This is a genomic window from Chromohalobacter canadensis, from assembly GCF_034479555.1.
GTDB lineage: Bacteria > Pseudomonadota > Gammaproteobacteria > Pseudomonadales > Halomonadaceae > Chromohalobacter > Chromohalobacter canadensis.
Window position 1 is genome coordinate 3,369,961 of the sequence record NZ_CP140151.1, and the last position, 21,855, is coordinate 3,391,815.

Below are 21,855 nucleotides of genomic sequence, written 5' to 3' on the forward strand. Positions count from 1 at the left end.
TTGGGGTAGCGGTTGATCAACGGCTGCTCGGCAGCGACTCCAGCCACTTGCGTATACGCTTCTGGTGCCAGCGACGCGAGACCCGGTGGGTATCGAACGTAGTGGGCACGATCAAACAATCGTTATTCTCTTCGTTGGGATCGAGCTCGCTCTTCTCCAGCATGAAGGTCCGGTACGCGCCCAATGGGCGGTCTTCGCTACCGTAGATCGCGACCAGCCGAATCTCCAGCATTCTCAGCATTTCATCTTCGAGCGTCAGCGTGTTCCTGTCGATGTTGAGCTCGTGTCCCTCGGCGATGTGATCGATGATCTCCCTAAACGAACACACCTGATGGTAATCGCCCGAGGCCAGTGGCCCCTGGCGCGTGGCATGCTGCTCGCTACCCCCTTGCCCGCTGTCGTCTGACCGGGTGTAATCGGTCAGGTCGCAGTGATATTCGCCCTTGGACGTGTGCAACACCCCCATGACATTCGAGACGAAGATCGCCTCCGAACTCATGTTGCTGATCAGGCACATGCCGTCCGGCGACTTGCTGCGCCCGCGGTTGATGATGATGCGTGGCCGCCGCTGGCGCGCAAAGCCCAGGTAAAGAAGCTGCGCATAAAAAAGCCACACACCCAAGGTGCAGAAACTCGCGATTGCGCTCAGTGCACCGCTGTTGTTGTTGAGCCACTCGAGCATTCCTTGCTCTCCTTATAGATGGTAAGTAAACGGTATTGCTTGGAAAAAGAAAAACGCTGCCTGACAGTATCGTCCGGCAGCGTTCGACTGTAGCGAGTCTAGCAAAAAGCCACTGACTACGCTGAATAGGTGGTGCTGGCTACGCTGAATAGGTGGCGCTGGTCTTCCTGACCACGAACCGCGTCCTGGCGGGCGCCTAACTCGGAGATCGCTCGTCACAAACGATGACTGCGACCTTTGTGGCCGCCTTATATGCCGGCCTGTGTCGTTCGGGTCAGGTGATGCTATGAGGCTAAGCGCTTTCATGCACTCAGAGCAAAAGAAAATTCGTAACGTATTAACACCGATATTTAGTATTGTTAACGAGATGTAAGAACACGCAAGAAGGCTGCATCTTAACGTAATAAATGGCGTCGGGTTAAAAAATGTTATGAACACAGCCTTTGCCTTCAATCTGCGCGAGGTCAATGGGGCGCTGGGCGATCTCGGGACCTTGCTGCCGTTGATGCTGGGGAGCATCGCCATCGGTGGGCTAGCGCCCGTGCCGGTAGTGCTGGGGTTTGCCGTCTTTTATCTAGGCACGGCGTTGTACTATCGTCTGCCGATTCCCGTGCAGCCCATGAAGGCCGTGGCGGCCGTCATATTGACGGCGGGTATGTCGCCGCTGGAACTGGCCATCGCCGGGGCGATGATCGGCGTGGTGTTATTGATCCTGGGACTGACCGGCTGGATCGCACGCCTCAACCGCTTGATCCCGCAATCCGTATTGGCCGGGCTGCAACTGGGGTTGGGGGCGCTGCTGGCCTTGACCAGCCTCACGCTGATGGCCGAGCAAGCCTGGATAGGCATTGCCACGCTCAGCGTGCTGTTGATAGCGATGCGCTTTCCGCGCTGGCCCTCCGTCGTGCTGGCGTTATTGACGGCTTGGGGGTTGGGATATTTCCAGGCCGCGAGCGCGCCGCTCATCGACACCGGCACCGCGTGGTTCCCCGCGCTGGCGAGCTGGCCGGACATGCAAAGTATCGAGCGTGCCATGTCGATGCTGGTATTGCCGCAACTCTCATTGACCGTCACCAACGCCATCGTATTGACCACGCTCGTCGCCGGCGATTACTTCGGCGAGCGTGCCACGCATGTCACGCCAGCGCGTCTTTCGATCTCCACCGGTCTGGCCAACCTTGTGCTGACGCCGTTCGGCGCCTTGCCGATGTGTCACGGTGCCGGAGGCCTGGCGGCGCATTACCGCTTCGGCGCGCGTACCGGTACCGCGCCGCTACTACTGGGCGGCGCGTTGCTGGCCGTGGCATGTTTGCCACCGCAGTGGGGGCTAGGATTGCTCGCGGGTATTCCCAGTGCCGGATTGGGCGCCTTGCTGCTCGTCGCTGCCTGGCAGCTTGCCATCACCAAGCGACTGTTCGACAGCAAGCCCTCATGCTGGCCGGTGATCGCCGCGACCGCCGTGGTGACGGTCGCGCTGGATCCTTTCTGGGGGCTCATCGCCGGCGGCATCGCCGAATGGGCGAGGATCAGGTGGCATCGCCATCGCCACGCTTGAGGCGCTTCACCCAGCGTTGCTTGGCGTAGCGTCGCAGGTTCTCGACGTTGTCCGTCTCGTCGACGATGTCCTGGCCGAGAATTGTCTCGATGACGTCCTCCAGCGTGATCAGCCCCACCCAGGTGCCATGCTCGTCGTAAACCACGCGCATGTGGCCGTGGTCCTTGAGCATTGCGGTGAAGACATGCTCGACGTTATCCGTCTCGTGCAGCGCCTCGATAGGGTGCATTAGTGCCTTCATGGTCTGCTCATCCTCGGCGTGATAAGTATCCGCCTTATGGATGTAGCCAATCGCCTGCTCACCGCCGTCCATCACCGGAAAGCGCGTGAACTGCATCTTGCCGAACTGTTCGTCGAACTCCGCCACGCTGAGATCCGGCGGCACTGAAACGCACACCGTACGTGGCGTCATCACGCTTTTCACGCGGATCTCATGCAGATTGAGGATATTGACGATGGCCCGCGTTTCGTCGCTATCCAGCGCCTTCTCGTCCAGGCCGATGCGTGCCAGCGCCTTGATCTCGCCGCGCATGTCGACATCGTGCTCCGACTTGCCGATGCGGTTGGTGATCCGCTCGGAAAGCCAGATGAACGGCGTCAGCACGAAGATCATCACCCGCAGGATAGGCGGCAGCAGCGGGGCGAGGGCACGCCAGTAGCTCGCACCGATGGTCTTGGGAATGATCTCCGAAACGACCAGGATCGCCAGCGTCATCACCGCCGAGGCAATCGCCACGTGGGAATCGCCGAAGACCACCGCCACCTTCGCGCCCACGCCCGTCGCGCCCACGGTATGCGCGATGGTATTGAGCGTGAGGATCGCCGCCAGCGGACGGTCGATGTTGGACTTCAACCTGGAAAGGGAAGCATGCAGCTTCGGGCGATCATCCTTCAACTGCGCAATGTAGCTCGGGGTCAGCGACAGCAGCGCCGCCTCGAGGATGGAACACAGAAATGAAAACCCGATGGAAAGCAGGGCAAAGGCCGCAAGGAGGACCATGAAGACTCTTGGTTGAGAATGGAGCGCTCATTTATCCAGTCCCGAAGAAGGCTGTCAATCCATGCGTGAGGCGTTTTTCGACGGTGAGTGGCGGGGTGGGTGTAGCGAGCCTTATCTATCGCTTTTTCCTTGTCAAAATTATTTATTGGGGGTACATTAAAGAAAGAAGGATAATCCAATGAGGTATGCCAATGATCGCGAAAAAAGACGATTCAAAGACTACTTGGATTGATCCCGATGATGCTCCAGAGCTCGACGACGATTGGTTTGAGGGAGCTTATCAGTACGAGGATGACAAGCTGGTCAAGCGTGGCCGTGGGCGACCGCCCCTGGCGCATAAGAAGATGCCGGTAAAGGTGCGGTATGACCAAGACGTTATCGACGCCTTCCGGGAATCCGGCCCTGGCTGGCAAACTCGCATGAATAAAGCCCTTCGCCAGTTTCTGGCCGAGCATGACATCAACGAGCTGGATAGGCGTCAGTGATTGGCGTAAGGCATGGTGGCAGCGCCGGGCATCGCTAGTGGAGCTTGCCGCCATTTTGAGTCGATTTTTAACGCCGTATGGGCGAGCGCAGGCATTTTTCAGACAAAGCGTAGAAAGCGTAGCTGAGCCGTCCAGTCACCTTGCCGACTAGCCACTCTACCCATGGTATGCCACGCGGGGCGCGAGAAGCTGCTCGGGCAGACGTCTTGCTTTAAACTGCAAGGAAATGAGTTTCGCTATAAATGAATACTTCACACCAAGAGGTGATCGGCATGCAAGCATATCCTCCGATTGATAAGGAAACCTTGCGCGCAGAGCTCAAGCGCGAGCTGCGTTCTGACTTCCTGCAGGATATCCGCATCGAATCCGGCATCGATAGCTCCGGCGAAGAGGCGGTCTGGGTCTGGCTCGTCGTGGATGAAGGTGCGATGGGAAGCCAAAAAAACAAGAGCAAGGTCAAAGACATCAGGGAAAGCATCTACCGGACGTTTTCTGAACGCGCCCCCGGCGTCTTTCCTTATATCCGACTGGATAACCCCCAAGTGTCAGCCTGAAGCGCCGCAATACCCGACAATACCGCACCTTTATTCTCGCCTTGGCCTTTCACCCCAGTTGGTCGCGCGCCTGATGCTCCTTTAGCAGCTCGATTCTTTTAGTTTTGTACGAACCAGGAAGCCCGATGACCGATTTCATTACCGACTCCACGCGCAACCGCCTTATCGAGGGCGTCCACGTCGCCGGCCAGGAGATCATGGCGATCTACCGTCGTGACTTCGCCATCGAAGAAAAGGCCGACGCCAGCCCGCTCACCGAAGCGGATATGGCCTCGCACCACGCCCTGGTCGGGTTGCTGGAAGCCATCACTCCCAAGGTGCCGATTCTCTCCGAAGAATCCGCCGAGATCCGCTACGAGACCCGCCAAAAATGGCAGCGTTACTGGCTGATCGACCCGCTGGATGGCACCAAGGAATTCATCAGCCACAATGGCGAGTTCACACTCAATGTCGCCCTGGTGGAAGAAGGCGTGCCGGTATTCGGCATCGTCCACGCGCCCGCGCTCGAAAGCGGCCCCGCGACCTGGTGGGGCCAGCACGGGCAGGGCGCCTACAAGCGCGAGAACGGCAGTGACGACCAACCGATTCACGCCCGCGCATTGCCTGACCCCCAGGCCGAGCCCTGGAAGATCATCGGCAGCCGCCGCCATGGCGCAGAAATCTTCGAAGCCTTCTGCCAGCGCCTACCCGCGCATGAATGCGTCTCCATGGGCAGCTCGTTGAAGCTGTGCCTGGTCGCCGAAGGCAATGCCGATCTCTACCCGCGCCTCGCCCCCACCAGCGAATGGGACACCGCCGCCGCCCAAGCCGTCGTCACCGCCGCTGGTGGCCAAGTGCTCAATGTCGAGACGCTTGAACCGCTGCGCTGCAACCAACAAGACAGCGTGCTCAACCCGTTCTTCATCGTCTGCGGCCAGCGCGACCAACGCTGGGAAAACGCCCTGCGCGAAAGCATCGCCTAACCCGGGCCACGAGCGGCGGGATGCGGGCTACAATATTGCTCGAAGCTCGAAGCTCGAAGCTCGAAGCTCGAAGCTCGAAGCTCGAAGCCGCTCTTCACAGCGCCCCGAACCTGGCGCTCGAAGCCCGAAAAACTTGAACGGTCGCCTGCTGCGACAAACGACCCAAGGGGATGACAATGGCGGACGATATCCGCTGGCAACAGCGATTTGCCAATTACATCAATGCGTTTGCTCAACTGGAACAAGCTGTCGAGGCGTATGGCGACACGACGCTGGATATCATCAAGGAGGGTGTCATCCAGCGTTTCGAGTTCACTCACGAGCTCGCCTGGAAGGTGATGAAGGATTACCTGGAGCATGAAGGTATTCAAAACGTGACGGGATCACGCAGCGCAGCCCGGCATGCCTTCAACATCGGCCTGCTGGAAGACGGCCAAGCCTGGATGGATATGATAGAAACCCGTAACCATACGGTGCATGCGTATCGTCACAGCATCCTGGAAACTGAATTCAAGAACATCGTCGAACGCTACTATCCGGCATTGAAGCAGTTTCGAGAGACGATGGAGCGCCAACGATGACGTTTGGCTTGCCAGAGAATACGGTCGAGGCCATTCGTCGGGCACTGTCTGAATGCCCTGGCGTCGAAAAGGCCGTTATCTATGGATCGAGAGCCAAAGGCACGTTCCGCCCCGGCTCCGATATCGACCTGGCACTGTATGGTAATGTTTCCGAGGCTGATGTTTCCGCACTTATGGACCGCCTCGACGAGCTCAACACTCCTTATTTGTTCGACATCGTGCGTTATCACGATATCGATAATGAAGCCCTACGCGAGCATATCGAGAGGGTTGGCCAGAGATTCGATGCGATCCATTCACCGTATCACCCTCGCTAAAGCTGGCGGGATAACGCTGCCACGAGCAACGAGCCGAACGCCTTGCAGAGATGAACACCATGCGCCTGACTGACAGCCAACGACACACCATCCGGCAGCTCGTCACCGACGAGCTCGGTTTGGGCAGCACGGTAAAGCTTTTCGGCTCACGGCTGGATGATAGCGCCCGTGGCGGCGATATCGACCTGTTCGTTGAGGTTGACGCGCCGGTGGAGCATCCCGCACAGCTCGCCGCTCGGCTCAGTGTGCGTATCATGCGCGCCATGCACGGGCGCAAGGTGGATGTGCTGCTGAGTGCTCCGAATCTCAATGAGCAGACGATACACAAGCTGGCACGGGAACAAGGCGAGTGTCTATGAATAACAGTTCTATGAATGACAGTCCCATGAACGGCCGCCCTATGAACGACAATCTTGCGGAGCGCTTGCGCTTCCTGAAACGCGTGGTCGGGCGTGAGATCCACCATCTTCGCTACTCATCGGATAGCGTGTTTGCCACGCCGTTCACCGAAGAGCATGCCGCCAGGCTGGGTGAAGATGAGACTTTGGCAGAGAAGGTGGTAGCCTACACCAGCCGGTTCTGTCGACTTCAGGATACGACCGGCGACAAACTGCTTCCTCTTTGGCTACGTGCCTTGGGCGAGAAGACAGGGGCCGTCGCCGACAACCTGGATCGTCTCGAACCTGGCCCTCGAAGCCCGCAGCGTAGAACAATAGCGATGCCGAAATCATCACGTGATATCCTATAGATATATCAAGTGATGGAAGGAGGCGGCCATGTCCAGCACGATCAAAGAGTATCGTCCCAAAGCAGTGGATCGGAAGAAGGGCTTCTGGCAGACCCTGGGCTTGCCTTCTCGAGGGCCAAAACTGCATGAAGCGCTGAGCGAAGGCGTTCCCTACGAGGTCTACACAAATCTCGCCGCTGTGTCTGGCCTGGAAAGCCAAGAGCTGGCGCGGTATGTCGTCATCTCCTCGGCCACCTTGCAGCGGAGAGCGAAAGCAGGCCACTTCAAGCGCGACGAAGGCGACCGTCTGTATCGTTTTGCTGAAGTCTACAAAAGTGCCGTCGACCTGTTCGAGGGAGACCGGCAGCGGGCCAACACCTGGCTGCTCAACCCGGTGCGTGGGCTAGGGGGCCAGCGTCCAGTCGAGATGATTGCGACGACCGCGGGGGCGGAAGCCGTGCTGGACCTTATCGGGCGGCTTGAGCACGGCGTTTTCGCATGAGCACGATACAAGGATACCGTCTCGTCAAGCGTAAGTGGCTCAAGAGCGCCTTCGATGGCGAAGGCGCCCGTTTATACGGTGGGCGGTGGAACAGCAAAGGAAAAGCTTGCGTATATCTCGCGAGTACGGAGTCGCTGGCCATCCTCGAAGTGATGGTGCATCTCAACGACTACCGCCTATTGGAAGACTATGCGCTGCTCGAGGTGATGTTTTATGAAGATGACCTCATGCAGCTTCCAGAGGATGGGCGACCGGACGATTGGATGGTTGAGCCAGCGCCATCGTCTACCGCTGAGGTCGGCGACGGTTGGTTGGAAAGTCAGTCGAGTCTGGTGCTGGCCATACCGAGTGTCGTCGTGCCCAGGGAAACGAATTATCTCGTTAACCCGGAGCACCCCGGCTTCAAGGCGATGGTCGAGAGCGCCAAGGAAATGGCATTTACCCCGGATAAACGCCTCTGACGTTTTTCTCGAATACCAGAGCGCGTACTACGAGCAACGAGCGAGGCTGCCGCCCACAGTGCCTGGCAATCAAGGATGCTGTTGCAGGTAGTCGTTCAGCGCCTGGCGTGTGAGGTCGTTGAGCGAGATGCCGTGCTGCGAGGCTGAAACGGCGGCGGCCAGGTGTAGGTCGTGGCCGACGCGCACGTTGAAAGACCCCTTGCACGGCGTCTCGGGCGTCTCGCCGAGTTGCTCGCAGGTGGCGAGATAGTCATCGACGGCTTCGCGAAACGCGGCTTCCAATTCCGCCACCGTCTCGCCTTCGTAACTGACCAAGGCTCGAACGAACTGTAGCTTGCCGAACAGGCAATTGTCTTCGGTGCTGACGTCGATAGAGCCGTAGTAGCCCCGGTACTTCAAAAGTTTTTCCATTAGATCAGCCCTCCTGAGCGTAGCTGCTCGCTGAACGGCACGCTCTGGTGCGCTTCGAGTCGCACTAACATGTTCACGTCACTCCCAGGAACTCGAGTCTTTGGGAAGCAGCCCATTGGGATCATGGACCTTTAGCATATCGCCTTCTCAGCGCGGTGGCTTCTTCGAGGGCCAGATAAAGTGCCGGTACCCCAGGGCGGTTCAGTCGACCACCATGTTCACCTGCACCGGCTCCGCTAGTAGGAGCAAATGCCCATCTAGGCACATGGACACGATAAGCCTCTGTTGCAAACCGCAGACGCTGGATCATCCGGTGACCCCGGCTTTGAGCGACTGTACATAGCGCACCAGATCATCAGTGCGGCCAGCACTCACCAGTTGCTCGGGGGTTTGATAGTCGAAAGGCGGTATCGGCTCATTGCGGAACCAGAATAGAGCGTCCGGCAGGTTGCCATTGATATCCGCGGCCACCCCCAGCACGCGGATGGCATCGCGTAGCAAGATCGTCGACGATGAGCTGGTGATTCTGGTGTTGGACATCGGCCCCAGAGGAGACATTTACAAATGAACGCACAGATCATTGAACGGGAAGGGCGGCCAGAATAAGCCGTCATTCCTTATGACGAATGCCGGGAGCTGTTGCACAAGGCTGAAGAGCTGGATGACGTGACAGCTTTTGATCATGCGACGCGCGAGCTGGCAGAGGGACGTGACGAGCTGGTGCCGGCAGAGGTGGTCGACCGGCTGCTTGCCGGGGAGAACCCCGTCAAGGTCTGGCGCGAACACCGCCGCTTGACCCAGGCCGCGCTGGCCGAGCCGGCTGGCGTATCCCAGTCGTACGTCGCCATGATCGAGCGCGGGGACCGAACCGGGCGTATCGAGGCACTGCGCAGGATCGCCGATGTGCTCGGCGTGAGCCTGGATGACCTGCATGACGACGTACTGCGGGAAGACGAAGCAAGTGGGCCATAGAGATCGCCTTGCGCGAAAGCGTCGCCTAACCCGAGCCACGAGCTAAAAGCTGCGAGCTACGAGCGGCGGGCTACGAGCGACAATGCCGCCCGAAGCCCGAAGCAAATACGTCAAACTAGGGATGTTTTGTAATCTTTTAGTTTACACATGTAGCCAAATAGGCTACACTTACTCTAATGATCAAGACGTTCAAAAACAAGGCCCTAGCGACGCTTTGGGAAACCGGTACATCCAAAATCGACAAGCGTATGCATAGGCGCATTCTTATCCGCTTGGCTGTGATCAACGAAGCTGCCAGCGTCGAAGATATCAACCTACCAGGTTATAAGTTTCATGCTTTGCAGGGCTTCAACCCAAAGCGCTACACCGTACATGTGAACGGTCCTTGGTGCCTCACTTTTGAATTTGAGGCCGGCAACGCTTATCAAGTTAATTTTGAGCAATACCACTGACTAAAAGGTGAAGCCACCATGGCTATTACTGCGAAGCAAAACCCCGACCGCTGCCCGCCGCACCCTGGCGAGGTGATCGAAGACATGCTGGAAGATATGGACTACAGCAAGGGCGATATTGCCCAGATGCTGGGCATTTCACGTCAGCAGCTGCACGCCATTCTCGCCACACGCAAGCCTGTCTCACCACAAACAGCCGCGCGGCTCGGCAAGCTGTTTGGTAACGGTCCGGGCCTGTGGCTACGGCTCCAGGCGGCCTATGACGCCTGGCATGCCGAGCGCGAAGTAGACGTCAGCGCGGTGCCCTCGCTAAAGCTGGCGGGATAACGCTGCCACGAGCAACGAGCCGAACGCCTTGCAGAGATGAACACCATGCGCTTGACTGACAGCCAACGACATACCATCCGGCAGCTCGTCACCGACGAGCTTGGTCCGGGCAGCACGGTAAAGCTTTTCGGCTCACGGCTGGATGATAGCGCCCGTGGCGGCGATATCGACCTGTTCGTTGAGGTTGACGCGCCGGTGGAGCATCCCGCACAGCTCGCCGCCCGGCTCAGTGTGCGTATCATGCGCGCCATGCACGGGCGCAAGGTGGATGTGCTGCTGAGTGCTCCGAATCTCAATGAGCAGACGATACACAAGCTGGCACGGGAACAAGGCGAGTGTCTATGAATAACAGTTCTATGAATGACAGTCCCATGAACGGCCGCCCTATGAACGACAATCTTGCGGAGCGCTTGCGCTTCCTGAAACGCGTGGTCGAGCGTGAGATCCACCATCTTCGCTACTCATCGGATCGCGTGTTTGCCGCGCCGTTCACCGAGGAACTTGCCGCCAGGCTGGGTGAAGATGAGGCATTGGCAGAGAAGCTGGAAGCCTACACCAGCCGATTCTGCCGACTTCAGGACACGACCGGCGATAAACTGCTTCCGCTTTGGCTACGTGCCCTGGGCGAGAAGACTGGGGCCGTTGCCGACAACCTGGATCGCGCCGAAAAGCTTGGTGTGCTCGATTCTGCCGACAAGTGGCTCGAGATTCGTCAGACACGTAATCAAATGATCCATGAATACATCGAATCCCCTCAGGTGCTGGCCGACGCGCTTAATACAGCACATGACTATCAGGAAACGCTCATGGCGTTTGCCCATGCCATGCTCAGTGATGCCAAGCGGAGAAACTTGCTTGAGTAAGCTGGCGCCGCGAGTTATTACGTAGCCGGCGCTCGAAGCCCGCCGCCTAGTACGAGATGCATCCAACGGTTCTTCGCTGGTTAGAGTAGACCAAAGGTACACGAGGAAAATTGATGATGAGTACCTCACTAGACCCTATCGTCTCGGAGTTCGAGACGCAGGAGCAAGCCGACCGTTACGACCGGTGGTTTCGTGAGCGCATTCAGCAAAGCCTCGACGACCCGCGCCCCAACGTCCCCCATGACGAAGCGATGGCGCGTATCCGGGCCATGATCGAGTCCAAGAAGCACCGGCATGCTAACGGTTGAGTGGCGTGCTTGGACGTACTCCACGCTCGCCGGGAATATCCCTAGCCGTCAACGGTGATGCACCGGGCTGGCGCTCCAGTTTCTCTCGCCTTCGACGGTCGTTACTGGTGTCCGGATTTAGTGGTTGATCGACACAGTCAAAGGGCGCCGTTGTGGCGCCCTACCCATAATCCATTTGGCTTGGGGAAATTTTCTCAAACCACGCTTACGCCAGCTTGGCGAAGCGCTCGATGTCCGGCTGGGCGCGGTGTTCGGCCTGCCACAAGTCGTAATCGCCTTGTACCGCCAGCCAGGTACGCGCCTGGCCGATGCCGGCCCGTTCCAGGCGAACGGCGAGGTCGGGGCTAATCGGCGCCCGCCCGTGTAGAATCCGTGACAGGGTTTCCCGCGCCAGCCCCAGACGGCGAGCCATTTCCGTTACGCTGATGTCCAGCGCTGGCAACACATCTTCGCGCAGCGTCTCACCGGGGTGCGGGGGATTGTGCATGTGGGCCATGTGTCACCTCAGACGCTTGGCGTGGTCGGTGCGAATTCCCTTGGTAGTGCCTGTTTCGAAGTTCAAAAGTTTTTCCATTAGATCAGCCCTCCTGAGCGTAGCTGCTCGCTGAACGGCACGCTCTGGCGCGATTCGAGTCGCACTAACATGTTCACGTCACTCCCAAGAACTTGAGTCTTTGGGAAGCAGCCCATTGGGATCATGGACCTTTAACATATCGTCCTCTTCCAGTGATTCAGGGTAGATGACCAAGTTGGTGCCAGCAGGATTGGCTTGCGAAGGGAAGAGAATGCCTGAACTGCCCGCAGCGAGGGCAATATCGCCGAGAAGCCAGGAAGGGGGCTCAATATGGTCGTTAAACCATAGTCTGCGCCAATCACAGTGGAGCTCTTGCCAGAATCTCGTCCCAGTCCTCGTTGTACCCTCTGCTGAAGTCTACGACGTGGCGTATCCTGACTTCGTAGCTCACGATGAGCCCTGGCGGCATCAAACTTGAAAGCTGCTTGTATTCAGCCAACGCGGTGGCTTCTTCGAGAGCCAGGTAAAGTGCCGGTACCCCAGGGCGGTTCAGTCGACCACCATGCTCACCCGCACCGGCTCCGCTAGTAGGAGCGAATGCCCACCTAGGCACATGGACACGATAGGCCTCTGTTGGACACGATAGGCCTCTGTCTCAAACCGCAGGCGCTGGATCATCCGGTGACCCCGGCTTTAAGCGACTGTACATAGCGCACCAAGTCATCAGTGCGGCCAGCACTCACCAGTTGCTCGGGGGTTTGATAGTCGAAAGGCGGTATCGGCTCATTACGGAACCAGAATAGAGCGTCCGGCAAGTTGCCATTGATATCCGCAGCTACCCCCAGCACGCGGATGGCATCGCGTAGAAAGCTTTGCAGCTTTTCGGCCCCTTGGCCCCGAGTGATGGTGGATCGATGCACGTGGGCGCGGCTGGCAAGTGTCTGAATATCCATGCGCAGGGCACTGGCAAACAATCGTGGACTGATGACCGGCTCGCCTTCTGCACGTGCCGAGGCTTTCAGGTCCTCAACGAAACGTGCATACGATGCCGGTGCGTGATACTCAGCCGGGTCGGGCAAGGGGTCTTTCAGAACTTCAGCGGTCATGGGAAGCGCCTCGCAACGAATATGCTACGTAATTGCTACTTCCATGTAGCATAGCATTGTCGGTCATAGTGTGCAGGATGTGGGCGCTCGAGGCCCGAAGCCTATCCTTTCCCCTTCGACGGCCGCTCCAGCAAGGGCTCCAGCGCTTGCAAGCAGGCGACGATCTCCTCCTCGCTGTTGTAATGGCTCACCGACAAGCGCGTGGCCGCCTCGTACCCGAAGGGCGCGAGCAAGCGCTCGGCTTCGGGCGAGTGCAAAAGCTGGGCACTGATCCCCGTGGCCGCGAGCCACTGCACCACCTCCCACGCCTCGATTCCCCGCACATCGAAGGCCAGGGTGCCGTCTCGCCATCGCGCATGCGGCGCGCCGATCACCCGCACGCGGGGATGCCCCTGCAAGCCGCAGCGGGAAAGCGGGGGCGTGGTGGTGGTAGTGGTAATGGTGGCGCCCGTCGTCGGCATGCCATCATCGACGCCATGCAACAGGCGCTGCAGCAAGGCCCGCTCATGGGCCCGAATGGCCTCGCTCGCCGCTACAAGGCGCGGGCGCCGGGGAATGGCCGTGGAGAAATATCCGCCCAGCCAATCCAGGTACGCCACCCACTCGGTGATACTCGCCAACACTGCGGGTTCCTCATCCCGATGCGGCGGCATCAGGCCGCTCGGCGGTGCATCGCGCATGGCCAGACACAACCGCCGCGACAGCCACGCAAATCCCTGACGAGGGCGGCAGAAGAGCGCTTCAGACCCCACCACATAAGCATCGACCTCCCACTGCGCCACATCCAGCGGCCCATGCGCGGCGTGATGCGCCCCCAGCACCAGAATGAAACAAGAGGGCGCGACCTCGCGTATGGTGCGGGCAATCGCGGCCACATCCTGGCGAATGCCGGTGACGGGGCAGGTATGCACGAGCGTGGCAACACACGTCTCGGGCATCACGCAGCGGGCGTAATCGAGCGTTTCCAGTCGACCGGTCAGCGGGTTCACCGGCACCGTGGCGGTGCTCAGCCCCCGCTGCCTGGCGTGCAGCGCAATAGCCGTAGTCTCATCACTAGACGCCAGCGCCGTGGTTACCACATGGTTCTTCGGGGGAATCGCCTCCAGCGCCAGGGCCAACACCCGCGCCCAGCACTCATCCACGCTGGGCGCTCGCCACAAGCCGCCATGCGTCGCGCCTAGCAAAGTCTCGAGATCCTCCCAGCCGTGGGTGGCCACCGCTGCCTGGGCTGAATACCCCGGTGCATCCGCCTCCAGCGGCGCCGGCAAACTCGCCAGCTCCGCGCCCACCTGCACCGCCGCCTTCAAAGCCAGCGGCTCCCCGGCGGCGTTCAAGTGGATGCGCCTGCCATCAACGGGGCAGTGGTCGACGTAATAGAAGTGCGACCGTACCTGATTGAGCAACCGGGGCGGCAGGCTGATCGCCTGGTCGCACGTTGCCGCGCTGTGGTCTTGCCTTGCATGTGCCGCGCCTGGCATCGCCATTCTCAACCGCCCCCTAAGCTAACGTAACCAAAAGGATCGTAAAATTAGCGACTATTGGTTAAGTTAAGCACATAGAAGCATCCGCTGCATTAGATAAAGGCGAATCGCGGTGCGGATCGCTGGCATGACGATTCTGGTAACGAATCCTTACTTCCCTTAATATGGACGACGCGCGGCCGAGACCGCGTTTTTTTGTGCCCTTATATTAGATAGTTGACTAACAATGGTGAGCGCAGAGATTGCCCTACACTGTATGGGGAGGTAAGGGAATGGCGTTCAGCCCCCATCGTGTGTGGAAAAAACGACACAAGGGGCGTCGTTAATAGGCGACAATTTTTCCTAAATGCACACAAATTTCAACGCCATAACGCTAGAGGCCTCTCGGGGACTTGCATAGAATGGCTCCATCTCGGCGCGATCAGGAAGATGGCGCAGTCACGCGGCCTGCGTGACCACAACAGCGATACTACGGCGTGTCGTGAGGAAAGGGATTCACTATCTGCGGCCGTGCTTGGGTACGGCATCTCTTTCTTGGCATTACCTAATAGTGGCTGCACGACACTCAAGGGCCTTGGGAAGACGCCCGGAACAATCCTCGGGCGGTAGCGTGTCCAAACGTAGTTTTATTTGAATCCTCTTTATTCGGCATATGGGATGGAACCTGCAGCACTCACCACGTTAGTCCTCATCTTTTCCGTCCTTGCCTGTCTTGCGCTTACCCGAGTCGCCCCCGATGTCGTACTGATGGGGGCGCTGGCGTTTCTGGTGGTGAGCGGTATTCTCACGCCCAGCGAAGCGTTGGCGGGGTTCGCCAACCCCGGCGTGATGACCATCGCCACGCTTTACGTGGTCGCGGCGGGGCTGAAGGAAACCGGCGCCATTCAGTGGCTGGCGCATCGCCTGCTCGGCCAGCCCCGACGTTTGCGTCAGGCGCAGTTGCGCGTGTTGCTTCCGGCCTCGGGGCTGAGCGCCTTCATGAACAACACCACCGTGGTGGCCATGTTTATCCCGGCCATTCAGGAATGGGCGGCGCGCTTGCGGTTGCCGACCTCCAAATTGCTGCTGCCGCTCAGCTACGCCTCGATACTCGGGGGCACCTGCACGCTGATCGGCACCAGCACCAACCTGGTGGTGGATGGCCTGCTGCAGAGCGAGCGGGGCATCGCGCTGCACATGTTCGAGCTGGCCTGGGTAGGCGTGCCGCTGGTGGTCATCGCCGGGGGTTTCCTCTACCTGATGGCGGACCGCCTGCTGCCCAACCGCCAGGGGGCGCTGGAACAGCTCGAACAGGCGCGGGAATACGCCGTGGAAGTCCGCGTGATTCCGCAAGGCCCCCTGGAAGGCAAAAGCATTGCTGATGCGGGCCTGCGTAGCCTGGCGCATGGTTACCTGGCGGACATCGAGCGTGGCGGCGAGCTGATGACCGCCGTGCCGCCGGAGACCAAGCTGCAGGCCGATGACATTCTCGTCTTCGTCGGTGCCCCCGAATGCGCCCGTGAGTTGCGCCGTGTCCACGGCCTGCGCCCGGCCAACGGCGACGTGCGCAAGCTGGATATCGCGCACCACCGGCGCTGCCTGGTCGAGGCCGTGATCGGCCCGGACTTCACCGGGATCGAACAGACGGTGCGCGAATCGCGTTTTCGCTCGCGCTATCAGGCGGTGATCCTCTCCATTTCTCGCCATGGCCGCCGGTTGCCTGGCAAGTTGGGGGATATCCGTCTTCAGGTGGGCGATACGCTATTGATGGAAACCGCCCAGGAATTCGTCTCGCAATACCAGTACCGCAAGGACTTCCTGCTCGTCAGCGCGCTCAACGACTCCACGCCGCCGGATTTTCGCAAGGCGCCCTGGGCGTTGGGTATTCTCGGCGCCATGGTGCTGGTCAGCGCCACGGGGCTGTTGAGCATTCTCGAGGCCGCGTTTCTGGCCGGCGGCGCCATGCTGCTCACGCGCTGCGTCACGGCGAGCAAGGCACGGCGCTATCTGGAGCTTTCGGTGCTCATCGTCATCGCCGCCTCGTTCGCGCTGGGCAGCGCCATGGACAAGACCGGTGCCGCGAGCCAGATCGCGCAATGGCTACTCCTGATGGACGGCCTCTCGCCCTGGATGGCCCTGGCCATGGTCTATGCCCTGACCGTCATCTTCACCGAGCTGATCACCAATAACGCCGCCGCCGTGTTGATGTTCCCGGTAGCCACCGCCGTGGCCGAGCAACTGGGCGTGAGTATCATGCCCTTCGCCATCGGCATCATGTTCGCCGCCTCGGCCAGCTTCATGACCCCGCTGGGCTACCAGACCAACCTCATGGTCCTCGGCCCCGGCGGTTATCGTTTCGTGGATTACCTGCGCCTAGGCGCCCCCATGAGCCTATTGGTCGGTGTCATCGCCATTGGGCTTATACCGCTGGTGTGGGGATTTTGAACAAAGGTGGAAGAGCGCCGCTTCGCGGCTGGAAGCTAGAAGAGGGAAGTCCCCGGCTTCGCCGGGAGATGGAAGAACGCCGCTTCGCGGCTGGAAGAAGACAGAAGGAAGAGGGCAGAAGCAAAACAAAGAAGACGGGGGTGGCCGTTGGTTTTCCTTCCTTCTTATGTCTTCCCTCTTATGTCTTACGTCTTCCTTCTTATTTCTTACTTCTTCAGTCTCTGGCTTTCAAATCGCCTTAACACCCGTTTCTAACAACCAAGGTTTTCAGATGTCTGAGATAACTCCCGAACGCCAGACCCACCTCAAACAGCTTGAGGCGGAGTCGATCCATATCATCCGCGAGGTGGCCGCCGAATTCGCCAACCCGGTGATGCTGTATTCCATCGGCAAGGATTCGTCGGTGATGCTGCATCTGGCACGTAAGGCGTTTTACCCCGGCACGCCGCCGTTCCCGCTGATGCACGTCAACACCACCTGGAAGTTTAAGGAAATGATCGAGTTTCGCGACCGCATGGCCGCGGAGGTCGGGATGGAGTTGATCGAGCACATCAACGAGGAAGGCCGGGCCGCCGGCATCAATCCCTTCGATCACGGCAGCGCCAAGTACACCGATATCATGAAGACCCAGGCGCTCAAGCAAGCCTTGGACAAGCATGGCTTCGATGCCGCCTTCGGCGGCGCGCGCCGCGACGAGGAAGCCTCGCGCGCCAAGGAACGCGTCTACTCCTTCCGTGACAAGCACCACCGCTGGGACCCCAAGAACCAGCGCCCGGAGCTGTGGAACATCTACAACGGCAAGGTAGAGAAGGGCGAGTCGATTCGCGTCTTCCCGCTTTCCAACTGGACCGAGCTGGATATCTGGCAGTACATCTACCTGGAATCGATCCCCATCGTCCCGCTGTACTACGCCGCCCCGCGCCCGGTGGTCGAGCGTGATGGCATGCAGGTCATGGTCGATGACGAGCGCCTGCCGCTCGAAGAAGGCGAAGTCCCCGAAGAGAAATGGGTCCGCTTCCGCACCCTGGGCTGCTACCCGCTCACCGGCGCCGTGGAATCCACCGCCGCCACGCTGCCCGAGATCATCCAGGAAATGCTGCTGACCAAGACCAGCGAACGCTCCGGCCGCGCCATCGACAAAGACCAAGTCGGGTCCATGGAACGCAAGAAGCGGGAGGGGTACTTCTAACGCGCCGGAGGCGCGTTAGAAAGACGGAAGAACGAAGTTAGAAGAGGGAAGAGGGCATGGACTTTGAGCAGTTGGATGTCTGGAAGCGGTCGGCACGCTTATCTGCTGATCTCTATCGCCACTTCAGCGATTCCCGCGATTTCGGCTTCAAGGACCAGATCACCCGTTCAGGTCTTTCCGTGCCCAGTAATATTGCTGAAGGCATGACAAGGCCAACCGTCAAAGACCGGGTCAAGTTTCTTCATATCGCCAAGGGGTCGTGTGCCGAGTTGCGGACCCAGATCTACATCGGTATGGAAATCGACTACATCACGAGAGACAAAGGGCGCCAATGGGTAGCGGAAACCAAAGAGATCGCCGCCATGTTAACGGGCCTGACGCGTAGGCAAGCCGACTTTGACGTGGGGTGATGGGGTTTCTTCCCTCTTCCTTCTTATCTCTTATATCTAAGGTTTCGTTATGTCACACCAATCGAATTTGATCGCTGACGATATTCAGAGCTACCTGCACGAGCATGAGAACAAAGACCTGCTGCGCTTCATCACCTGCGGCAGCGTCGACGATGGCAAATCGACCCTGATCGGGCGCCTGCTGCACGACTCCAAGATGATCTACGAGGATCAGCTGGCGGCGATCACCCAGGCCTCCAAGACCAGCGGCACCACCGGCGATAAGGTCGATCTGGCGCTGTTGGTCGACGGCTTGCAGTCCGAGCGTGAGCAGGGCATCACCATCGATGTCGCCTATCGGTACTTCTCCACCGACAAGCGCAAGTTCATCATCGCCGACACCCCCGGGCATGAGCAGTACACCCGCAACATGGCGACCGGCGCCTCCACGGCCAGCCTCGCGGTGATCCTCATCGACGCCCGTCACGGTGTGCAGACCCAGACCCGGCGGCACAGCTTCATCGCCGATCTGCTGGGCATCCAGCACCTGGTGATCGCGGTCAACAAGATGGACCTGGTCGATTATTCCCAGGCGCGCTTCGACGAGATCGTCGCCGAGTACCGGGACTTCGCTGCCAAGCTCAACGCGCCGGACATTCACTTCGTACCGCTGTCCGCGCTGGAAGGCGACAACGTCGTCAACAAGAGCGAGGCCATGAGCTGGTACGACGGCCCGGCGCTGCTCAATCTGCTGGAGACCGTCGAGGTCACTTACGACCGGAACCTGACGGATCTGCGCTTGCCGGTGCAGTACGTCAATCGCCCACACCTCGACTTCCGCGGCTATTGCGGCACGCTCGAGGCTGGCATCCTGCGGCCCGGCCAGCGCGTCAAGGTACTGCCCTCCGGCAAGTCCTCCACGGTGGCGCGCATCGTCACCTTCGACGGCGACCTCGAGGTGGCCTATCCGGGACAGGCGATCACCGTCACGCTCGACGACGAGATCGACATCTCGCGGGGCGACTGGCTGGTCGCTGCCAACGCCGAGGTGCCGCTGGCCGATGCCTTCGAGGCGGACATCGTGTGGATGCACGACACCGCGCTGGAGCCCGGCCGGTTGTATGACCTCAAGCTCGCCACGCGGGACCTGGCGGGCAAGATCAGCCGGATCGACTACCAGACCGACGTCAACACGCTCGAGCATCACGCCGCCGAGACGCTGAATCTCAACGCCATCGGCCGCTGCCGTGTCGAAGTGGCCGGCACGCTGCCGGTGGACGATTACCGCGTGAGCCCCGGTACCGGCAGCTTCATCGTCATCGACCGACTGACCAACGTCACCGTGGGCGCGGGCATGGTGCATCGGCATTTGGAAAGCGAGCCGCCCTACGAATACCGCACCCACGACAGCAAGGCCGAGGTGGTGTGGAACCGCTCCAGCGTGACACCCGAGATGCGCGCGCACATCAAGGGGCATGCCGGCAAGTGCATCTGGTTCACTGGGCTTTCCGGCTCGGGGAAATCCACCCTGGCCAACGCGCTGGAAGTCGAACTCAACCGGCGCGGCTACCACACCATGCTGCTGGACGGTGACAACATTCGCCACGGGCTGTGCAAAGACCTCGCCATGAGCGAAGCCGACCGCACCGAGAACATCCGCCGGGTAGGGGAGATCGCCAAGCTGTTCGCCGATGCCGGCATCATCGTGATTACTGCCTTCATCTCGCCGTTCCGCTCCGACCGCGATACCGCCCGTGCGCTGTTCGACGACGGCGACTTCATCGAGGTACATGTCGACACACCGCTGGATATCTGCGAGCAGCGCGATCCCAAGGGGCTCTACGAAAAGGCCCGCCAAGGCAAGATCAAGGACTTCACGGGGATCAATAGCCCTTACGAGGTGCCTAGGGCAGCCGAGGTCAAGATCAATACTGAGACGCTTAGCCAACAAGAGATCATTAGTCGGCTGCTTAAAGTGCTTTGATCTCCTTCTTAATTTTCTTCGATAAAGCATATAATTAAAGACCTACCACTAATAATCCGGGAACTGAAAAGGAGAACTAAATGCAGAGTGTTACCGCTGGGACGGTACCGGAAGGCACCAACATAAACGCTAAAGCTAACCAACTGATTTTGGTTAACCTGTCAAGTATGGGGGGGGAGGACTGGTTAGAGGCTATGCGTGATGCCGGACAGCCTTGGCATGAAGAGCTCATTGATGACTTGTCCCAAGTAAAAGCGCTGCTACAGTCGCAACCAAGGTTCCATGCATTGATCTGTTACGACTCTTCTGAGCGTCAGATAGCCAACTGTCTTGGAAAAGGCCGAGCACCCTCCCAGGCATTGGCGAATTGGACGAACCAGACTGACGCATTGCTGGAGCTTTATCGGGAGCATTATCAACGCATTACCTTGGTGACACAGGAAGACTTCGAGGCCGAGCCGAAAGCGCTATGTGAGCAACTCTCGACGCGTAGCGGTATAGCGTTGGGGCGAGTCGATCCTGCAAAACCCGCGAACACGGCCGAAACCGACCCAGTGCATCAGTCACAACGGGCCATGTACCTCCTGTTGGCACGGCAGGCACTCGAGCATCCACCAGCCAAGCGGCTTTTGCAGGAGTTGGAAGCGAGCTCTCTTCCTCTTGATAATTCGACTGATTTATTGGAATGGCTGGACGGCACCTACGATCTTCTCAAACAGTCGTCAGGGAGCAGTACTGAATACGAAGAACTAAAGAACAAGCTGGAGGACGTGCAGCAGGAAAACGATCTAGTGATCGAGCAACTGCATAAGACACAGGAAGAGCTAGAACAATACTTGTTAGGTAACAAGAACGGCGGGCAGAAAGTCGAGAAGCTTGAGCGTAATATCCAGCAGAAGAATGAAAAGCTTCACAGCTTCTCGCAGAAGAATAAGTGGTTGAGGGGACAGCTGGAGACAAAGAAAAAAGAGTTGAACTCCCTGCGTAGCTCCAAATCATGGGCGCTGACAGCACCTCTGCGCAAGGTTATGCATATCTTCAATGGAAAGAAAAACAAAGGGGCAGCCTGATGGAGCAGCAGCACCTGATATCGGCACTGGATAAAGTGGATGGCACGATTATGCATCTCGGCGCCGGCGAATGCCGCGAGCTCCAGACCTATCTGGCAACCGCAGCCGAGCAGATCGTACTGGTAGAGCCAGATCCCGAAGCGGCCCAGTCTCTGCGTCAACGTACCCACAAAGAGCCAAGGGTAACGGTGATCGAAGTGGCAGTCGCGGCGAAAGGGGGCGAAGCCACACTGTATCGTTATAATGCGAGTGGCCAAGCGACCCTGCACGCGCTGAAAAAAGCGCCTAATCGGTGGCCAGGATTACGCCAGCTTGCTAACTCACCAGTAAAGACGCTTAGTTTGGATCAGCTACTCACCCAGGTAACCTTGGCGGATGATAAGCAGCACTGGTTAGTGGTCGAGGTCCCCGGTGAAGAACAACAAGTGCTGCACGCCATGCGTGAGCATGCATTGTCACAACGGTTTGGATACCTCCTGAATCCGTGAGACCAGCCCCCAGAAATGCTTCTAACCTACTGAACTGCATGGCAATATAGC

General features: G+C 59.0%; 32 protein-coding genes. 22 read left to right on the top strand and 10 right to left on the bottom strand.

Annotated elements, in window-relative coordinates:
* Positions 1 to 16: 16 nt before the first annotated feature.
* Complete coding sequence (locus tag SR908_RS15640) at positions 17 to 682, bottom strand: hypothetical protein (protein ID WP_246921049.1); 666 nt, start codon at positions 680 to 682, stop codon at positions 17 to 19.
* 430 nt (positions 683 to 1,112) lie between these two features.
* Between SR908_RS15640 and SR908_RS15645 the strand changes: the two genes are divergently transcribed.
* Entirely contained in the window at positions 1,113 to 2,237 is a 1,125-nt protein-coding gene (locus SR908_RS15645; protein ID WP_246921047.1) for a putative sulfate/molybdate transporter, read from the top strand.
* On the opposite strand, the gene SR908_RS15650 is transcribed toward SR908_RS15645, so the two are convergent.
* Complete coding sequence (locus SR908_RS15650) at positions 2,209 to 3,237, bottom strand: CNNM domain-containing protein (protein WP_246921045.1); 1,029 nt, start codon at positions 3,235 to 3,237, stop codon at positions 2,209 to 2,211. The two genes, SR908_RS15645 and SR908_RS15650, sit on opposite strands and share 29 nt — an antisense overlap.
* 191 nt (positions 3,238 to 3,428) lie before the next feature.
* Between SR908_RS15650 and SR908_RS15655 the strand changes: the two genes are divergently transcribed.
* The 9 genes from SR908_RS15655 (at position 3,429) to SR908_RS15695 (ending at position 7,826) form a co-directional block, all read left to right on the top strand.
* Positions 3,429 to 3,722, top strand: a complete 294-nt coding sequence (locus SR908_RS15655; protein WP_075370438.1) for a BrnA antitoxin family protein — start codon at positions 3,429 to 3,431, stop codon at positions 3,720 to 3,722.
* Between the two features lie 242 nt (positions 3,723 to 3,964).
* The gene (locus SR908_RS15660) at positions 3,965 to 4,276 is read left to right on the top strand and encodes a hypothetical protein (RefSeq protein WP_246921043.1); all 312 of its coding nucleotides are present in this window, start codon (positions 3,965 to 3,967) and stop codon (positions 4,274 to 4,276) included.
* Positions 4,277 to 4,401: 125 nt separating this feature from the next.
* A complete protein-coding gene (gene cysQ, locus SR908_RS15665) occupies positions 4,402 to 5,238 on the top strand; it encodes a 3'(2'),5'-bisphosphate nucleotidase CysQ (protein WP_246921041.1) in 837 nt (278 codons plus the stop codon).
* A 176-nt stretch (positions 5,239 to 5,414) separates the two neighbouring features.
* Complete coding sequence (locus SR908_RS15670; RefSeq protein ID WP_075370442.1) at positions 5,415 to 5,819, top strand: nucleotidyltransferase substrate binding protein; 405 nt, start codon at positions 5,415 to 5,417, stop codon at positions 5,817 to 5,819.
* Positions 5,816 to 6,136, top strand: a complete 321-nt coding sequence (locus tag SR908_RS15675; RefSeq protein ID WP_075370443.1) for a nucleotidyltransferase family protein — start codon at positions 5,816 to 5,818, stop codon at positions 6,134 to 6,136. The genes SR908_RS15670 and SR908_RS15675 overlap by 4 nt, the downstream gene beginning before the upstream one ends.
* A 59-nt stretch (positions 6,137 to 6,195) precedes the next feature.
* Positions 6,196 to 6,495, top strand: coding sequence for a nucleotidyltransferase domain-containing protein (locus tag SR908_RS15680; RefSeq protein WP_246921039.1), 300 nt, complete (start codon positions 6,196 to 6,198; stop codon positions 6,493 to 6,495).
* Positions 6,492 to 6,884 carry a hypothetical protein gene (locus tag SR908_RS15685; protein ID WP_246921037.1) on the top strand — a complete coding sequence of 131 codons (393 nt, stop codon included), beginning with the start codon at positions 6,492 to 6,494 and terminating at the stop codon, positions 6,882 to 6,884. Before SR908_RS15680 ends, SR908_RS15685 begins: the two co-directional genes overlap by 4 nt.
* Positions 6,885 to 6,912: 28 nt before the next feature.
* Positions 6,913 to 7,365: a type II RES/Xre toxin-antitoxin system antitoxin gene (parS, locus tag SR908_RS15690; RefSeq protein ID WP_246921033.1), complete on the top strand. Its 453-nt coding sequence runs from the start codon at positions 6,913 to 6,915 to the stop codon at positions 7,363 to 7,365.
* Positions 7,362 to 7,826 carry an RES family NAD+ phosphorylase gene (locus SR908_RS15695; RefSeq protein WP_246921030.1) on the top strand — a complete coding sequence of 155 codons (465 nt, stop codon included), beginning with the start codon at positions 7,362 to 7,364 and terminating at the stop codon, positions 7,824 to 7,826. Before parS ends, SR908_RS15695 begins: the two co-directional genes overlap by 4 nt.
* Positions 7,827 to 7,895: 69 nt before the next feature.
* Here the strand turns inward: SR908_RS15695 and SR908_RS15700 are convergent, their stop codons facing one another.
* The 3 genes from SR908_RS15700 to SR908_RS15710 form a co-directional block, all read right to left on the bottom strand.
* Complete coding sequence (locus tag SR908_RS15700) at positions 7,896 to 8,237, bottom strand: type II toxin-antitoxin system HicB family antitoxin (protein WP_246921027.1); 342 nt, start codon at positions 8,235 to 8,237, stop codon at positions 7,896 to 7,898.
* A 121-nt stretch (positions 8,238 to 8,358) separates the two neighbouring features.
* Positions 8,359 to 8,547: an RES domain-containing protein gene (locus SR908_RS15705; protein WP_246921025.1), complete on the bottom strand. Its 189-nt coding sequence runs from the start codon at positions 8,545 to 8,547 to the stop codon at positions 8,359 to 8,361.
* Complete coding sequence (locus SR908_RS15710; protein WP_246921023.1) at positions 8,544 to 8,777, bottom strand: hypothetical protein; 234 nt, start codon at positions 8,775 to 8,777, stop codon at positions 8,544 to 8,546. The genes SR908_RS15705 and SR908_RS15710 overlap by 4 nt, the downstream gene beginning before the upstream one ends.
* Before the next feature lie 126 nt (positions 8,778 to 8,903).
* On the opposite strand from SR908_RS15710, the gene SR908_RS15715 reads away from it, so the two are divergent.
* From SR908_RS15715 to relB, 6 genes are all read left to right on the top strand, one after another.
* On the top strand, positions 8,904 to 9,209 hold the full coding sequence (locus SR908_RS15715) for a helix-turn-helix transcriptional regulator (RefSeq protein WP_246921021.1): 306 nt from the start codon (positions 8,904 to 8,906) through the stop codon (positions 9,207 to 9,209).
* A gap of 176 nt (positions 9,210 to 9,385) precedes the next feature.
* Complete coding sequence (locus SR908_RS15720; RefSeq protein ID WP_246921019.1) at positions 9,386 to 9,661, top strand: type II toxin-antitoxin system RelE/ParE family toxin; 276 nt, start codon at positions 9,386 to 9,388, stop codon at positions 9,659 to 9,661.
* Positions 9,662 to 9,679: 18 nt separating this feature from the next.
* A complete protein-coding gene (locus SR908_RS15725; protein ID WP_246921017.1) occupies positions 9,680 to 9,988 on the top strand; it encodes a HigA family addiction module antitoxin in 309 nt (102 codons plus the stop codon).
* 45 nt (positions 9,989 to 10,033) lie between these two features.
* Positions 10,034 to 10,333, top strand: coding sequence for a nucleotidyltransferase domain-containing protein (locus tag SR908_RS15730; RefSeq protein WP_246921015.1), 300 nt, complete (start codon positions 10,034 to 10,036; stop codon positions 10,331 to 10,333).
* A complete protein-coding gene (locus SR908_RS15735; protein WP_246921014.1) occupies positions 10,330 to 10,851 on the top strand; it encodes a hypothetical protein in 522 nt (173 codons plus the stop codon). The genes SR908_RS15730 and SR908_RS15735 overlap by 4 nt, the downstream gene beginning before the upstream one ends.
* Positions 10,852 to 10,967: 116 nt before the next feature.
* Positions 10,968 to 11,159, top strand: coding sequence for a type II toxin-antitoxin system RelB family antitoxin (relB, locus tag SR908_RS15740; RefSeq protein ID WP_246921012.1), 192 nt, complete (start codon positions 10,968 to 10,970; stop codon positions 11,157 to 11,159).
* A gap of 205 nt (positions 11,160 to 11,364) precedes the next feature.
* On the opposite strand, the gene SR908_RS15745 is transcribed toward relB, so the two are convergent.
* From SR908_RS15745 to SR908_RS15765, 5 genes are all read right to left on the bottom strand, one after another.
* Entirely contained in the window at positions 11,365 to 11,655 is a 291-nt protein-coding gene (locus tag SR908_RS15745) for a HigA family addiction module antitoxin (RefSeq protein ID WP_280564586.1), read from the bottom strand.
* A 156-nt stretch (positions 11,656 to 11,811) separates the two neighbouring features.
* Complete coding sequence (locus SR908_RS15750) at positions 11,812 to 12,003, bottom strand: RES family NAD+ phosphorylase (protein WP_322527400.1); 192 nt, start codon at positions 12,001 to 12,003, stop codon at positions 11,812 to 11,814.
* 28 nt (positions 12,004 to 12,031) lie between these two features.
* Complete coding sequence (locus SR908_RS15755) at positions 12,032 to 12,286, bottom strand: RES family NAD+ phosphorylase (RefSeq protein ID WP_322527369.1); 255 nt, start codon at positions 12,284 to 12,286, stop codon at positions 12,032 to 12,034.
* A 61-nt stretch (positions 12,287 to 12,347) separates the two neighbouring features.
* Positions 12,348 to 12,779 (bottom strand): DUF2384 domain-containing protein, encoded by a 432-nt coding sequence (locus tag SR908_RS15760; RefSeq protein WP_075370550.1) that lies wholly within the window; start codon positions 12,777 to 12,779, stop codon positions 12,348 to 12,350.
* Between the two features lie 101 nt (positions 12,780 to 12,880).
* On the bottom strand, positions 12,881 to 14,263 hold the full coding sequence (locus SR908_RS15765; protein WP_246921010.1) for an aminotransferase class V-fold PLP-dependent enzyme: 1,383 nt from the start codon (positions 14,261 to 14,263) through the stop codon (positions 12,881 to 12,883).
* A gap of 654 nt (positions 14,264 to 14,917) precedes the next feature.
* Here SR908_RS15765 and SR908_RS15770 point away from each other — a divergent pair.
* From SR908_RS15770 to SR908_RS15795, 6 genes are all read left to right on the top strand, one after another.
* Positions 14,918 to 16,684, top strand: coding sequence for an SLC13 family permease (locus tag SR908_RS15770; protein ID WP_246921008.1), 1,767 nt, complete (start codon positions 14,918 to 14,920; stop codon positions 16,682 to 16,684).
* 271 nt (positions 16,685 to 16,955) lie between these two features.
* The gene (cysD, locus tag SR908_RS15775) at positions 16,956 to 17,873 is read left to right on the top strand and encodes a sulfate adenylyltransferase subunit CysD (protein WP_246921005.1); all 918 of its coding nucleotides are present in this window, start codon (positions 16,956 to 16,958) and stop codon (positions 17,871 to 17,873) included.
* A 56-nt stretch (positions 17,874 to 17,929) separates the two neighbouring features.
* Positions 17,930 to 18,283: a four helix bundle protein gene (locus SR908_RS15780; protein ID WP_224114507.1), complete on the top strand. Its 354-nt coding sequence runs from the start codon at positions 17,930 to 17,932 to the stop codon at positions 18,281 to 18,283.
* 49 nt (positions 18,284 to 18,332) lie between these two features.
* Entirely contained in the window at positions 18,333 to 20,246 is a 1,914-nt protein-coding gene (gene cysN, locus SR908_RS15785) for a sulfate adenylyltransferase subunit CysN (protein WP_246921002.1), read from the top strand.
* An 80-nt stretch (positions 20,247 to 20,326) separates the two neighbouring features.
* Positions 20,327 to 21,316, top strand: a complete 990-nt coding sequence (locus SR908_RS15790; RefSeq protein ID WP_246921000.1) for a coiled-coil domain-containing protein — start codon at positions 20,327 to 20,329, stop codon at positions 21,314 to 21,316.
* Positions 21,316 to 21,804, top strand: a complete 489-nt coding sequence (locus SR908_RS15795; RefSeq protein WP_322527370.1) for an FkbM family methyltransferase — start codon at positions 21,316 to 21,318, stop codon at positions 21,802 to 21,804. Before SR908_RS15790 ends, SR908_RS15795 begins: the two co-directional genes overlap by 1 nt.
* Positions 21,805 to 21,855 lie beyond the last annotated feature (51 nt).

Coding starts and splice junctions, on each gene's coding strand:
- SR908_RS15660 (WP_246921043.1), top strand. CDS start 3,965: ATGAATACTTCACACCAAGAGGTGATCGGCATGCAAGCATATCCTCCG.
- SR908_RS15790 (WP_246921000.1), top strand. CDS start 20,327: ATGCAGAGTGTTACCGCTGGGACGGTACCGGAAGGCACCAACATAAAC.
- SR908_RS15725 (WP_246921017.1), top strand. CDS start 9,680: ATGGCTATTACTGCGAAGCAAAACCCCGACCGCTGCCCGCCGCACCCT.
- SR908_RS15680 (WP_246921039.1), top strand. CDS start 6,196: ATGCGCCTGACTGACAGCCAACGACACACCATCCGGCAGCTCGTCACC.
- SR908_RS15655 (WP_075370438.1), top strand. CDS start 3,429: ATGATCGCGAAAAAAGACGATTCAAAGACTACTTGGATTGATCCCGAT.
- SR908_RS15670 (WP_075370442.1), top strand. CDS start 5,415: ATGGCGGACGATATCCGCTGGCAACAGCGATTTGCCAATTACATCAAT.
- relB (WP_246921012.1), top strand. CDS start 10,968: ATGAGTACCTCACTAGACCCTATCGTCTCGGAGTTCGAGACGCAGGAG.
- SR908_RS15710 (WP_246921023.1), bottom strand. CDS start 8,777: ATGTCCAACACCAGAATCACCAGCTCATCGTCGACGATCTTGCTACGC.
- cysD (WP_246921005.1), top strand. CDS start 16,956: ATGTCTGAGATAACTCCCGAACGCCAGACCCACCTCAAACAGCTTGAG.
- SR908_RS15705 (WP_246921025.1), bottom strand. CDS start 8,547: ATGATCCAGCGTCTGCGGTTTGCAACAGAGGCTTATCGTGTCCATGTG.
- parS (WP_246921033.1), top strand. CDS start 6,913: ATGTCCAGCACGATCAAAGAGTATCGTCCCAAAGCAGTGGATCGGAAG.
- SR908_RS15735 (WP_246921014.1), top strand. CDS start 10,330: ATGAATAACAGTTCTATGAATGACAGTCCCATGAACGGCCGCCCTATG.
- SR908_RS15780 (WP_224114507.1), top strand. CDS start 17,930: ATGGACTTTGAGCAGTTGGATGTCTGGAAGCGGTCGGCACGCTTATCT.
- SR908_RS15640 (WP_246921049.1), bottom strand. CDS start 682: ATGCTCGAGTGGCTCAACAACAACAGCGGTGCACTGAGCGCAATCGCG.
- SR908_RS15795 (WP_322527370.1), top strand. CDS start 21,316: ATGGAGCAGCAGCACCTGATATCGGCACTGGATAAAGTGGATGGCACG.
- SR908_RS15675 (WP_075370443.1), top strand. CDS start 5,816: ATGACGTTTGGCTTGCCAGAGAATACGGTCGAGGCCATTCGTCGGGCA.
- cysN (WP_246921002.1), top strand. CDS start 18,333: ATGTCACACCAATCGAATTTGATCGCTGACGATATTCAGAGCTACCTG.
- SR908_RS15730 (WP_246921015.1), top strand. CDS start 10,034: ATGCGCTTGACTGACAGCCAACGACATACCATCCGGCAGCTCGTCACC.
- SR908_RS15695 (WP_246921030.1), top strand. CDS start 7,362: ATGAGCACGATACAAGGATACCGTCTCGTCAAGCGTAAGTGGCTCAAG.
- SR908_RS15760 (WP_075370550.1), bottom strand. CDS start 12,779: ATGACCGCTGAAGTTCTGAAAGACCCCTTGCCCGACCCGGCTGAGTAT.
- SR908_RS15765 (WP_246921010.1), bottom strand. CDS start 14,263: ATGGCGATGCCAGGCGCGGCACATGCAAGGCAAGACCACAGCGCGGCA.
- SR908_RS15645 (WP_246921047.1), top strand. CDS start 1,113: ATGAACACAGCCTTTGCCTTCAATCTGCGCGAGGTCAATGGGGCGCTG.
- SR908_RS15720 (WP_246921019.1), top strand. CDS start 9,386: ATGATCAAGACGTTCAAAAACAAGGCCCTAGCGACGCTTTGGGAAACC.
- SR908_RS15770 (WP_246921008.1), top strand. CDS start 14,918: ATGGAACCTGCAGCACTCACCACGTTAGTCCTCATCTTTTCCGTCCTT.
- SR908_RS15700 (WP_246921027.1), bottom strand. CDS start 8,237: ATGGAAAAACTTTTGAAGTACCGGGGCTACTACGGCTCTATCGACGTC.
- SR908_RS15650 (WP_246921045.1), bottom strand. CDS start 3,237: ATGGTCCTCCTTGCGGCCTTTGCCCTGCTTTCCATCGGGTTTTCATTT.
- cysQ (WP_246921041.1), top strand. CDS start 4,402: ATGACCGATTTCATTACCGACTCCACGCGCAACCGCCTTATCGAGGGC.
- SR908_RS15685 (WP_246921037.1), top strand. CDS start 6,492: ATGAATAACAGTTCTATGAATGACAGTCCCATGAACGGCCGCCCTATG.
- SR908_RS15745 (WP_280564586.1), bottom strand. CDS start 11,655: ATGGCCCACATGCACAATCCCCCGCACCCCGGTGAGACGCTGCGCGAA.